The 12,665-nt window shown below is 65.7% G+C and carries 11 protein-coding genes; 4 read left to right on the forward strand and 7 right to left on the reverse strand.

The window, feature by feature from the left end:
- Positions 1 to 3: 3 nt before the first annotated feature.
- Positions 4 to 969 carry a type II secretion system F family protein gene (locus tag ON058_RS00255; RefSeq protein WP_274667032.1) on the reverse strand — a complete coding sequence of 322 codons (966 nt, stop codon included), beginning with the start codon at positions 967 to 969 and terminating at the stop codon, positions 4 to 6.
- Entirely contained in the window at positions 959 to 1,978 is a 1,020-nt protein-coding gene (locus ON058_RS00260; protein ID WP_274667033.1) for a TadA family conjugal transfer-associated ATPase, read from the reverse strand. Before ON058_RS00260 ends, ON058_RS00255 begins: the two co-directional genes overlap by 11 nt.
- A 172-nt stretch (positions 1,979 to 2,150) precedes the next feature.
- Here ON058_RS00260 and ON058_RS00265 point away from each other — a divergent pair, with 172 nt between their 5' ends.
- Both ON058_RS00265 and ON058_RS00270 read left to right on the forward strand, forming a co-directional pair.
- Positions 2,151 to 2,954 carry an HAD family phosphatase gene (locus tag ON058_RS00265; RefSeq protein ID WP_274667034.1) on the forward strand — a complete coding sequence of 268 codons (804 nt, stop codon included), beginning with the start codon at positions 2,151 to 2,153 and terminating at the stop codon, positions 2,952 to 2,954.
- A 222-nt stretch (positions 2,955 to 3,176) separates the two neighbouring features.
- Positions 3,177 to 4,100, forward strand: coding sequence for a hypothetical protein (locus ON058_RS00270; RefSeq protein WP_274667035.1), 924 nt, complete (start codon positions 3,177 to 3,179; stop codon positions 4,098 to 4,100).
- 21 nt (positions 4,101 to 4,121) lie between these two features.
- On the opposite strand, the gene ON058_RS00275 is transcribed toward ON058_RS00270, so the two are convergent.
- A complete protein-coding gene (locus ON058_RS00275) occupies positions 4,122 to 4,400 on the reverse strand; it encodes a hypothetical protein (protein ID WP_274667036.1) in 279 nt (92 codons plus the stop codon).
- A gap of 428 nt (positions 4,401 to 4,828) precedes the next feature.
- On the opposite strand from ON058_RS00275, the gene acs reads away from it, so the two are divergent.
- On the forward strand, positions 4,829 to 6,826 hold the full coding sequence (gene acs / locus ON058_RS00280; RefSeq protein ID WP_274667037.1) for an acetate--CoA ligase: 1,998 nt from the start codon (positions 4,829 to 4,831) through the stop codon (positions 6,824 to 6,826).
- Positions 6,827 to 6,950: 124 nt separating this feature from the next.
- On the opposite strand, the gene ON058_RS00285 is transcribed toward acs, so the two are convergent.
- The 3 genes from ON058_RS00285 to ON058_RS00295 are packed head-to-tail and all read right to left on the reverse strand — an operon-like array spanning position 6,951 to position 9,668.
- Positions 6,951 to 7,808 (reverse strand): ABC transporter ATP-binding protein, encoded by an 858-nt coding sequence (locus tag ON058_RS00285; RefSeq protein WP_274667038.1) that lies wholly within the window; start codon positions 7,806 to 7,808, stop codon positions 6,951 to 6,953.
- Positions 7,801 to 8,643 (reverse strand): ABC transporter ATP-binding protein, encoded by an 843-nt coding sequence (locus tag ON058_RS00290; protein WP_274667039.1) that lies wholly within the window; start codon positions 8,641 to 8,643, stop codon positions 7,801 to 7,803. Before ON058_RS00290 ends, ON058_RS00285 begins: the two co-directional genes overlap by 8 nt.
- Positions 8,640 to 9,668 (reverse strand): ABC transporter permease, encoded by a 1,029-nt coding sequence (locus tag ON058_RS00295; RefSeq protein ID WP_274667814.1) that lies wholly within the window; start codon positions 9,666 to 9,668, stop codon positions 8,640 to 8,642. The genes ON058_RS00290 and ON058_RS00295 overlap by 4 nt, the downstream gene beginning before the upstream one ends.
- 160 nt (positions 9,669 to 9,828) lie before the next feature.
- Between ON058_RS00295 and ON058_RS00300 the strand changes: the two genes are divergently transcribed.
- A complete protein-coding gene (locus ON058_RS00300; protein WP_274667040.1) occupies positions 9,829 to 10,425 on the forward strand; it encodes a TetR/AcrR family transcriptional regulator in 597 nt (198 codons plus the stop codon).
- A 22-nt stretch (positions 10,426 to 10,447) separates the two neighbouring features.
- Here the strand turns inward: ON058_RS00300 and ON058_RS00305 are convergent, their stop codons facing one another.
- Complete coding sequence (locus ON058_RS00305) at positions 10,448 to 12,625, reverse strand: prolyl oligopeptidase family serine peptidase (RefSeq protein ID WP_342452931.1); 2,178 nt, start codon at positions 12,623 to 12,625, stop codon at positions 10,448 to 10,450.
- Positions 12,626 to 12,665 lie beyond the last annotated feature (40 nt).

Below are 12,665 nucleotides of genomic sequence, written 5' to 3' on the forward strand. Positions count from 1 at the left end.
GACCTACGGCACCTGGGAGAGGTCGGGCAGCTCAACGGACCCCACCACTGCCACGACCATGGGGACGATGCCCACCACCACAAACGCGGGCAACAAACACAAGGTCAACGGCAAGGACAGCGTCACCCCCAGTTGCGCCGCACGCGTCTGAGCATCCCGCCGCGCCGCCCGCACCGAGTCCTCCACCGCGGCACGCAACGCAGGCATCGCCGACGCACCGCAACGGTGAGGGGCCCGCAACGCTCGCTCCACCGCACGCGCCCCACCACCCTCATCTGCGTCGGCGGCACTTCCCGTCACCACCGGTTCCCAGGCCACCACCCAAGGAACGCCTCGTGACAGAGCCGCACCAGCATCGGCCAGTGCCACCTCCCCCACGACCTCCCCCACGCGGCGCAACGCACCGCCCGTGTCCAGACCAGCCGCAAGCGTCGCCTCCACCAAAGCCAGCACCAGCGGCTCCGACACCTCACCCCGGGCAGGCGTCGCAGCATCGAGCAACCGCCGAATCCACTTCCTGCCCATCCACGTCAGACCGCCACCGAGGGCCAACAACACCCACCCCATCGCCGTCGTGAACAGCAAGGTGAACGCCCGCGGATCCAGCAACGTCGCGAGCCCCACCCCAGCAAGCGGAAGCCACGCCAAAACACGAGCACTCATCCGCGGGCCCGCGAGCGCCACCTCGCACGCATCAATCGCGTCCTGACGGTCACGCTCCACCTCCATCACCCGCCGCAACACCCCCGCAAGCGGCACGCCGCCATCGCGCGCCAACCTTGCTGCCGCAGCAATCCCGCCCTCCACGACCGGCATTCCTGCGTCGTCAACCGCGATCCCTGACTCAGGCCACACCCGCTCCGGCGGCAAACCGGACTCCAACAACGCCACGGCATCGGCCAACTGGGCGGACTGCAAGGAAGCAGCCCCCGTCCGCACCCCACGCGCAGGCTTACGTTTACGCAGCATCGGCATCCTGCACCCCTCCAATCGCGGTCGACAACGCCGCCCAACCGTCCCCCTGACGCCACCCGCGCGGCGTCCACCCCAACGCCTCCACACAGCGCAGCCCCTCAGACCCCTGCTCGAACACCGCGATGCTCGCCAGCCGCCTCACGCCCGCAGCCCGTTCCACATGCAGCACTACGTCAAACGCGATCCGCGCCTGCAACTCCACGGTGCGCTGATCCATGCCCGCGAGCGCCCCCAAGGCGGTGAGCCGGGCGGGCACGTCCTCAGGAGAGTTCGCATGGAGCGTCGCGAAGCCACCGCGGTGGCCGGTGTTGAACACCGACAACACGTCCCGCACCTCGGGCCCACGACATTCGCCCAACACCACACGGTCAGGCCGCATCCGCATCGCTTCACGCACCAGCAGCGGCAAGCCAATCGCACCAGAACCTTCGATGTTGGCGCGACGTTCCACCAGCCGCACCACATGAGGATGGGTGGGCTGCAGTTCCCCCGCCTCCTCGATGATGAGGATTCGCTCCGCAGGGTCAACCTCCGACAGCAACGACGCCAGCAACGTGGTCTTCCCCGAACCCGTGGCACCTGTAACAAGCGCCGAACAGCGCCGCCGCACCAGCTCCCGCAGCAACGGCACCGACGCCCCACTGACCATGCCACCCGCCGCAAGATCGTCCAGACTCAACGCCCGGGTACGCACACGGCGTAAGGAGATCGCCGCACACTTCGGTGAGACCGGGGGAAGCGCGGCATGAAGCCGTGTTCCATCAGGCAGGCGCGCGTCCACCAGCGGGGAGGCGTCATCGAGCCGCCGCCCACCCGCACCCGCCATCGTCACCGCGAGCGCACGTACCTCCTGCTCACTGGGCAGGTTCACAGGCCACCGCTCCAAACCACGCCCACGATCCACCCATGCCACGCCAGGTTCCTGCACCAACACATCGGTCACTCCCGGAAGGCCCAGGACCTCCGCCAACGGGCCTGCCCACGCCGGTCTGTTGTCACTCATGAGGTGAGCCTGACGGGTTCCGGACGTCAGCATCGGGCCGGCGTACCGATCCCTGGAAAGCGCCCCCTGACCCGCAAGCCTGGGGACAACACGCCGCGACACGCCACCGCCAGGACCCCGGCCCTGGCCACTGTCAGAGTCCGCAGATAGGCTGTGCGGACTAGGAGGTGCCATGGCGCGCAAGAAGACCCACTACAGGTCTGCGGCATTCTTTGATCTCGACAAGACGATCATCGCGACAAGCTCATCGATGGCGTTCTCACGCCCGTTCTACGACGGTGGTCTCATCACCCGTAGCGACGCCGTGCGGACCGCCTATTCGCAGTTCTTGTTCCTGGTCGGTTCGGCGGACGAACGCCAAACCACCCGCCTGCGCGACGCACTGTCCGACCTCATCAAAGGATGGGAAGTCGCCAAGGTCAAGCGCATCGTCTCTGAAACCGTCCACGAACACATCGACCCCGTCGTGTACGCCGAGGCTCTCGACCTGATCCAACGCCACCAGGCCAACGGCCGCGACGTCGTCATCGTGTCGGCCTCTGTCCGCGACATCGTGGAACCCATCGCAGCACTCCTGGGCGCCGATGCCGTGATTGCCTCAGAACTCGAGGTCAAGAAGGGCTTCTACACAGGAGAAGTGACCTTCTACAACTACGGCGAAGCCAAAGCAGAAGCGATCCGCGAACTCGCCGAACAGCGCGGCTACGACCTCCACCGGTCCTACGCGTACTCCGACTCCATCACCGACGCCCCCATGCTCAACGTCGTCGGCCACGGTTTCACCGTCAACGCAGACCGCAACCTCCGCCGCGCCGCAATCGAGTACGGCTGGGGCAACCTTCGCTTCAAGAAACCCGTCGGCCTCCACTCCGGACCACCCACCAAGTCCATCCTCGTGGGCGTCCTCGCCGTCGCAGCAATCGTGGTCGGCGTCGCCATGCTCACCCGCCCGGCCCCCGACCGCGAAGACGAGTGACAAGACCCACACAACGTTTCCGCGTGGCGCATCGTCCCTATCTATAGAGGTAGAGGCGTGGCTCTGACACGGATCCGCGTCGGGGACACCCCTGTATCCACATCCTTCGCAAAGCGGATACACGATTGACACATAGTCCCCGTATCCTTGTGCCTCACACCACAGAAGTACGCGGGGCGCACGCATGCGCCGGGAAGTTGGGAAGCCATGCACAAGGGGCTCATGGTGGTTGGCGCAGTAGCGATCGCCGGAGCATCAGCCGCAGTGGGCTGGTTCGGAGTGAAATGGCTGTTCGCACCCGAGGACACCGCCGCATCAGGCGACCCGACCACCGCACCCGCAGGCCCCACCGTGCCACTCACCTTTGACCTCGCGCAGGTCGTCGCGGACGGACAGGAACTCTTCACTCCGCCCGCCTGTGGCGAAGAGTGGACTGCCCAGGTCACCCCAGGCAACCAGATCACCCCCATCGTCGAAGTCGAAAACAGTGCTTCCGGCGCCAGCGCACGCGTCGCCTTCACGTCCGAATCCGACGGCATCAGCGCATTCCTCGCCCAGTCCGGCGGCATCATCGTGACCCGCGACGACGTGGTGGTCACCCCCAACTGGGGCACCGAGTTTGTCCCCCAACTGTTCATCACCGCAGGAACCAGCCCCTCCACACCAGGGCCCGACCTCGACATGACCGGCGCCTCGCTGTGCGACATCGCCGACGAACTCAACTCCATCCTCAGCGAGTTCAACTGGGAAGACGCCACCCAGGAAGAGATCGACGCCCAGTACGCGATCGCGGCCGAGTTCGAAGCCGAGCACCAAGACCTGCCCGCAGGAAACTACAAGGTCTACGCGTGGAGCCCCATCATCATGGGCGAGCCCGCAGCATCGGCCCGCGTGCTCGCAGAAGAAGGCATCACCGACCTTGCGCTCCTGCAATACACAGCCGGCTACTCGCCGCTGGCCAGCGACGAACGCATCGCGCCGTACTGCGACGAAAACGACACCCCCGACGGCGGCACCGAACTCCTGTGCGACGTCCCGCAGGACGTGCTCATGGAAGTACTGGAACGCGACGTTCCCGAGTCCTACATCGTTGACGCAGAACCCACGATCGCGATCTCTGAGGCATACGAGTTCACCGTCGAATAAGCCGCACCGCTCGGCGTCACCTCAGCCCGTCTTGCGACGGAAGTCCTGATGGCCGTGCGCCTCTCCATTGCCGTGCAACGCATCGGCCGCAGGGTGCTTCCCCGTTGAACCGGGCCGCTCAGCCTGCCCGTCAAAGCCCACGAACCGCGCCATCACTTCCTGCGCGTCGCCATCCTTGACGGCGCCCAAGAACTCCTGCGCCTCCTGCTCCCGCATCAGCTTGGCGAGTTTGCCGTGGTGGAAGATCGCCACCTCACCATTGGTGCGGGTCCGGTAGTCATATCCTTCTGCTCCACTCATCCAGCCATCGTCACACGGTCCGGGCCTTCGCGCGCGGGGAAGCCAGACCTTGTGCCGCGACCGGTGGCTGACTGGGGCGCGCTGTGGCTGGCTATGGCGTTCCAAAGCGACTGAGATGCTCGCGCGACGATCCCGACACGCCGGCACCAACCACGGTGACCAGCAGAACTTCAGTCAGTTTGGGACACAGACGGGCCGATGCGGTGGCGGAGCGGCAGCGGCGGCGGAGCGGCAGCGGCGGCGGAGCGGCAGCGGCGGCGGCGCGGTGCCGATGCGGGGCCGCCCGACCCGCCTCATCCCGGCATCTCGATTTTCGCAACGCGTTTACTCACAGGACCACAGTCCTAAAACTGACCATCTACCAGGGAACCTAACAAACCCCTGGTCGACATTTTACGAAAGGTTCCTTACAAACTAGAGTGACCGGCATGGTCAACGATGCCCAGACTCTAGAGAACCTGTACACCGAGACGCGCTCTTTCCCGCCGTCTCCTGAGTTCGCTGCGCAAGCTAACGCTCGTGCAGAGATGTACACCCAAGCCGCGGCCGACCGCCTGGGCTTTTGGCGTGAACAAGCCGAACACCTCCACTGGGACACCCCCTTCACTGAGGTTCTTGACTGGTCCGATGCTCCCGTTGCGCGTTGGTTCGCGGACGGCACCATTAACGCGTGTGACAACGCGGTGGACCGCCATGTACGTGAGGGCCGCGGTGATCGCGTGGCCTTCTACTTTGAGGGAGAGCCGGGCGACACCCGCACCCTCACCTATGCAGACATGCAGCGCGAGGTTTCCAAGGCAGCGAATGCGCTGGAAGAACTCGGGCTGACCAAGGGCGACCGCGTCGCCATTTATCTTCCTCAGATCCCTGAGGCTGTTATCTCGATGCTGGCGTGTGCCCGCATCGGCGCTATCCACTCGGTGGTGTTTGGCGGTTTCTCCGCTGACAGCCTGCGTCAGCGCATCGACGATGCGCAGGCCAAGCTGGTCATCACTGCGGACGGCGGAAACCGTCGTGGCTCCCATCTGGCTCTCAAGCCGCTGGTGGATGCTGCGTTGGCCCCGTCGGAAGCTCACCCCACTGAGGCGGCCTCCGTGGAGCATGTGTTGACGGTGCAGCGCACCGGTCAGGACACTGCCTGGACTGACGGCCGTGACGTGTGGTGGCACGATGTCGTGGAACCGGCATCGGACCAGCACTCCCCCGTGATGGTGGAGGCTGAGCACCCGCTGTTCATTCTGTACACCTCGGGCACGACGGGCAGCCCCAAGGGCCTGTTCCACACCACCGGCGGTTACCTGACGGGCGCGAGCTACACGCACCGGGTTGTCTTCGACTTGAAGCCGGAGACGGACGTGTACTGGTGTTCGGCGGACGTGGGCTGGATCACGGGCCACTCGTACATCGTGTACGGCCCCATGATCAACGGCGCCACTCAGGTCCTTTATGAAGGTGTGCCGAACGCACCTCACGAGGGCCGCTGGTGGGAAATCATCGAGAAGTACAAGGTGTCGATCTTCTACACCGCTCCCACCGCTATCCGCACCTTCATGAAGTGGGGCGAGGCGATCCCAAACAAGTTCGACTTGTCGTCGCTGCGTCTGCTGGGGTCCGTGGGTGAGCCCATCAACCCTGAAGCGTGGATGTGGTACCGCCGCGTCATCGGTGGTGACCGTTGCCCCATCGTGGATACCTGGTGGCAGACGGAGACGGGCTCGATCATGATCGCTCCGCTGCCTGGGGTGACAGCGACCAAGCCGGGTTCGGCTCAGGTTCCGTTGCCGGGCGTGTCTGCCGCTGTGGTGGATGACGATGCCAACGAGGTGGGTCCTGGTCGTGGCGGCTATCTGGTGTTGGATCAGCCGTGGCCGTCAATGCTGCGTGGCGTGTGGGGTGACCGCGAACGCTACGAGGAGACGTACTGGAGCCGCTTCAAGGGCCTGTACTTCGCTGGTGACGGGGCCAAGCGTGACGCCGATGGCGACATTTGGCTCATGGGCCGTGTGGACGACGTCATGAACGTGTCAGGCCACCGTCTGTCCACCACGGAGATCGAGTCCGCGCTGGTGTCTCACCCGTGGGTGGCGGAGGCTGCCGTGGTGGGCGCCAAGGACGAAACCACCGGCCAAGCTGTGGTGGCGTTCGTGGTGCTGCGCGACGACTCCGAAGGCGCCGGTGCTGACGGCCACGACATTGCGGTGGCGCTGCGTGAGCAGGTCCGCAAGGAGATTGGCGCGTTGGCGAAGCCGCGCACCATCTTGGTGGTGAAGGAAGTGCCCAAGACGCGTTCGGGCAAGATCATGCGACGCCTGTTGCGTGACGTGGCCGAGCACCGCGAGGTGGGTGACGTCACCACACTGGCCGATGCTGGCGTGATGGCAGCAATCCGTGACGGCATGGAGTCGGGCAAAGCTGACGACGACTAGGCCGTTCATTCACGCGCCTTTGGCAGACTTCACGTTCGCGTGGAGGTAAGGCGCACAGCACACGAGAGCGCCGGTGCCTTCCAGGGAGGGAGGGGCACCGGCGCTCTTGTGTTGTGACGAGTGGCTAGCGCCGTTCGCGCACCACCATCGCTTCTTCGAGGGTGGCGTGCGCCACGCTGGTGGTGCCGGTGAGGCCCGCGTCCGCGAGTGCGGCAGCCACGGCATCGGCTTCCGTGTCCACGACCCGTACGCGGGTGCCGGCGAGAGACACGAGCAGGCCTGCCGCGGAGAGTGCGGCGAAGGCGGCTCGCCAGTCATCGGTTTCCACTTCGAGGGCGGTGGCGTCACCAATGATGTCTGTCTCTTGGCCTGCCGCGACTTGTGCACCTTGGGACATGAGGACCAGCCGGTCGCATTGTTGTGCTTCTTGCATGTAGTGCGTGGTGACCAGGACGCCAACGCCGGATTCGGCCTTCTCGTGGACGGTGTCCCACAGGCGTGCCCGCGATAGTGGGTCCACACCGGAGGTCGGTTCGTCGAGCACGAGCAGTTCGGGTGTGTGGCCCAATGCTGCGGCGAAGGCGAGTTGGCGTTGGTATCCCAGGCCGATCTGCCCGACGGTGCGGTCTGCTTGGTCGGTGAGCGCCTCCGGCATGGGGGTGCCGTCAACACCGAAGGCCTGGTCCACAAAGTCCAGGTTCTCGCGTGCGGTGAGGGAGTCCCACAGTCCCAAGCCTTGGGGCACGTAGCCCAGGCGTGCGCGGGTTTGCCGTGAGGGTTCGTGGCCGAAGAGCCGCAGGTCACCTTCGGTTGCGGGCAGGAGTCCCAGGATCATGCGGATCAGGGTGGTTTTGCCGGCACCGTTGGCTCCGAGCAGTCCCACGATCTCCCCGGGCTCCACGGTGAGGGAGACGTTGTCGACAGCGGTGAAATCACCGAACTTTCGGGTGACCTGGGTGGCGGACAGTAGTGGCTCAGACATGTGCGGTCTCCTTTGCCATTCCTGCGGCGACCATGGCGTCTTCGAGGTCGGCCACGGGTGCGGTGCCGGCGGGCGGGGGTGTGGGCGACCATTGCCGCCAACTGCGTCCGCGCCGCCAGGCCAGGGCGCGTTCGGTGGGGGTGTCGACCACGGTGACGTGTCCGGGGACGCGTTCCAGCACCTGCGCGGGGGTGCCTTCGATGAGGGTTTCCCCGTTGTCGAGCGCGAGCACGCGGGAGGCTCGCTCGGCTTCGTCGAGGTAGGTGGTGGCCATGACCACGGCGGCTCCATCTGCGGCGGCACCGGAGATCATGCGCCACAAGTCGATGCGGCTGACGGGGTCCACACCGGTCGAGGGCTCGTCGAGGATGAGGAGTTCGGGACGGTGCAGCATGGCCAGGGAGAACGCGAGCTTTTGGCGCATGCCACCCGAGAGCTGCTTAGCCAGACGTGTGGTGGCGTGGGTAAGCCCAGCACCTTCGAGCAGTGCTTCCCGGCGTTGTCCCAGGACGGTTCCGCTGATCTTGTGCGCGGCGGCGACGAACTCGATGTTCTGGTCCACGCTGAGGTCCGCCCACACTCCTGCAGCGGTGGGCATGAAGCCGATGCGTTCCAGCGAGGGCGCGTCGACGCGTCCCTTGGTGGGGGCAACCGCGCCGGCGAGGCAACGCAACGCAGTGGTCTTACCTGCGCCGTCACCGCCGACGACGGCATGGACTTCCCCGGGCACCGCGCGCAGGGTGACGCCGCTCAATGCTGCGCGGTCGCCGTAACTCACGCTGGCATCGGCCAGTCCCCAGCCGGAACCGGAGGGTGCGCCTGTCGCGGACGTCACTTGGCACCGTCCTTGGTGGCGCGCTTGTGGGCGCTGGGTGCCAGGTCGCGGCGGAAGCGTGCGACCGCTGCACCAAAGATGACGACGGCCATCAGGGTGAGGACTCCGAAGTTCACCATGAGGGAGTCGAATCCTGCTCCGCGCAGCATGATGCCTTGCGAGATCTCCACAAAGTACGTCAGCGGCAGCAGGTGGCCGATCCAGGCGATCACGGTGGGCATGGCGTCCAGCGGGAAGATGAAGCCGGACAGCAGGATCTGTGGCAACAGCATCATGATCGCCATCTGGATGGCTTGCGCTTGGGTTTGGGAGGCCGTCGAGATCAGTACGCCAAGGCCAAGCACGACGAACAAGAAGATGGCGGCACCCAGAGCGAAGAGGGCGACGTTGCCGTTGAAGGGGACGTCGAACAGCCAGACGCCCACGACGGTCACGACGACCATGTCGACGCACGCGAGGATGAAGTAGGGGACGATCTTACCCAGGATCACGTCGGACGCCTTGAGCGGCATGACGGCGAGTTGTTCGATGGTGCCGGACTGGCGTTCTTTCACGAGCCCGATGGACGTGATGATGGTGCCGATGAAGGTCAGGATCAGGCCGATGAGGGCAGGCACCATGACCCAGGCGGTGGTGAGGTCCGGGTTGTAGAGGATCTCCACGGAGACGGCGCCGTCAGGGAACTGTGCGAACGCGGCCTGGGCGCTTTGGGCGGCGAACAGGCTGGACCCGTCGATGTAGACGGCAGCGGGCTGGGTGGAGGTGTCGATGGCGACGTCGACCACGTTGTCGCGGATGAGTTCTTGGGCGGTGGCGTCCGCGTCGACGTCGGACTCGACGGGGAACATGTCGGGGAGCTGCTGCTCGATGGGGGCGGCGTTATCGCCCACGACCGCGGTGGGGATCTCGTCAACGTTGAAGTTCGCTGCGTATCCGAAGATCGTCAGTAGGACGATCGGCAATGCGATGAGCATGGCCATGGTGCGCTTGTCCCGCCGTAGTTCGCGGAACTCCTTGAGAATCATTGCCTTCACGAGTGCCTCCTGGGCTTCATATGGCCGATGCCGGGTAGGGGTGGCATTGCCGCTCCACCTAGCGTGAACGAACGTTCATTCGCTAAGGCCCATCGTGGCTGACGCGCCCAACTCTTGTCAAGAACGAATGTTCATTCACTATGATGGCCCTATGCCCCAACGTTCGCCACAGCACCACGAAGAACGGCGCGACCACATCCTCGCCGCCGCGCTACGCGTGTTCTCGCGCGACGGATTCCAAGCCGCCTCGATGGCAGACATCATCGCGGAGGCGCAGGTATCAGCAGGCTCGATCTACCGCTACTTCCCCTCCAAAGCAGACCTCGCCGCCGCGGCAGGCAAATCCGTGTTCCTGCCCGCGAGCGCCCCACTGAGACAGATCATCGAATCCGGAGAAGTGGTACGTCCCACGGAAGCCATGGGACGCCTCTTCGCAGGGCTCATCGAACGCGCCACCGCAGGCGACACCGACTACACCGCACTCACCGTGGACGCCTGGGCCTACGCCCAACGCGACGAAGGCCTGCGCACCGAACTCGCAGAGGTCTACAACGGGATCCGCAACAACCTGCACATCCTCGTGACCCGTTGGCGCGACGCCGGCCACCTACCCGCGGATGCAGACACCTGGGGATTGACCATTGCGCTCGCCGCAGTCATGCCAGGACTCCTGTTGCAACGCCAAATGCTCGGCACAGTCGACGCTCCTGCCGCGCTCACGGCGTTCGCGGTACACGCGGGGATCTAACGCCTCTCGCTGACGCGACTACCTACCGCCCAGCGCCGGAAATCTTGAGCGCCTCCGGGATCTCCTGCACCTCACCCAGGACGTGCTGCGCGAGGAAGTGGAACACCGCCTCGTACCAGACCACCGCGTGCTGGGGGGTAAGGATCCAGTGGTTCTCATTCGGGAAGTACAGGAACCGGTGCGGCATCGAGCCGTCCGGAGCAGCGAAGTGCTCTGCCAGCTCTGCCCACAATCGCAGGCCCTCACCCACGGGAACGCGGTAATCCTTGTCACCGTGAATGACCAGCATGGGGCTCGTGATGTCCGCGACGGCGCGGTGCGGAGAATGCTCCACCATCGACTCCGGCGTGAAGATCGACTGCCAGTAGTCGGCGTGATCGGTGGTGGGACCGAACTGATCCAGCGCCCACAAACTGGCATGAGTCACAACCGCATTGAAACGGTCGGTGTGGCCGGCCACCCAGTTCGCCATGTAGCCACCAAAGGAGCCGCCCATGGCGGCGGTGCGCGTCTCGTCAATCTCCGGCCGGGCTTCCACCGCATCGGTGATGGTCATGAGATCCGTGAAGGGTTTGTGGCCCCAACTGTTCCAGCCGCGCGCAATGAACTCCATGCCGTAGCCGGTGGACAGCGCGGGGTCGGGCAACAGCACCGCATAGCCGCGAGCCACAGCGAGCGCCGGGGACCACCGCCACGACCATGCGTTCCACGACCCCAGCGGGCCTCCGTGGATCCACAACAGCAGTGGTGCCGGGCTCGCCTCGCTGGCGTCAGGCGGGGTGAGGAGCCAACCGCGCACGCGGGTACCGTCCTCCGCCTCGCATTCGACATCGGTCATGGTGACGTTCGCCGCCACCGCGGGTGCGGGGGTGCTGAGCTCCGTGACGGTGGCGCCGTCTGAGTCGACGTCGATCCGCACGGGATGGGCGGGGCGCAGCCAGTTGGACCGCAGCGCGACCAGCGCTCCGGAGTGACGGTCCACCTGAACTGCCATGTACGCGTAGTCATCGGTGGTGAGGGCGGTCACGGAATCATCTGCGAGGTCCACCCGGAAGATGGGGGCACGGCCATTGTCATCCGCGGTCACGATGAGCGAGGCGCCATCCGCTGAGAACTGCAGCGATGACGGCCAACGGTCCCATGCGGACGCCACCTGCCGGGCGTCCGAGCCGTCAAGCGCGCTGACCCACATCTCCACGTGGGTGGGACCGTCTGGGGTTGCCTTGACATTGCGGGTGTACGCAATGAGAGAGGCGTCCGGGCTCACCGCTGGCGCCTCGAAGTCCACGGCGACCTCGTCACGCAGCACCGTGAGTTCGCCGGTAGCCACCTCTACTGTCACCAGCGTCGCGTAAGAACTGCGTCCGTTCGCGACCGGATAGCTGACTACCGCAACAGTGCCGTCTGGGGTGAGCGCAGCAGCGGGCGCCGTCACCCACCGCATCGCCGCGGGCGTGAGGTCCGTGGGGCGCGGGAGATGTGCCGGGTACGGGCGTGGTTCCGCATCCTCGGTTGGGGCCGATGCCTGGGCTGGCTTGGCATGGCCGGGAACCTCGGGCGCGAGGCCAGCAAGGTCGATGGCGCAGATGTGCGTGTGGTCGGGGCCTAGGTCGTGATCCCAGTGGCGAATCGGATACGAGTCGTGCAGGATCGCCGCGACCGAGCGCTTGTCGCGCGTGGCACGCAACGCTGCATCGTTCTCCCAGGTATCTGCTGCGGGCATCACTCCTGCGGAGAACAACGCCACCGGAGCATCGGCCGCAACCGCGCTTAAGCCCCCGGCACCTCCGGCCAAGGCGGAGACCGGGCGAGCCTCACCGCCCGCTGTGGGCAGGATCCATAGTTGTGGCTTCTCATCGTCACCGGCGCCGGGACGGGACGAGGAGAACAGCAGGTCCCCGTTGCTCAGGAACTGTGCACCGCCCTCACCCTTCGCCGAGCGCGTCAAGCGCACCGGAACGCCCTCGCCAGTGGCGGGCACCTCCCACAGCGAACGCTCATACGTGGTGCCGTCCTGGGACAACGATGCCACCGTCAACACCACGCGCGTGCCGTCCGGCGACAAGGCGGCGCCCTCGAGGCGCGGGATCGCGATGTAGTCGGTCAGGGCCGAGTACGCGGGAGCGTCGACGGCAGAAGCGTTCGTGGTGGAGGCGTTCGTGGTGGAAGCGTCGGTGGCAGAGGCGTCGGTGGCAGTCACCGCTCCACCGTAACCCGCCCGCCGCCCCCGACCTTTCCGC

The sequence above is a fragment of the Demequina sp. B12 genome, from assembly GCF_028823635.1.
Taxonomy (GTDB): Bacteria; Actinomycetota; Actinomycetes; order Actinomycetales; family Demequinaceae; genus Demequina.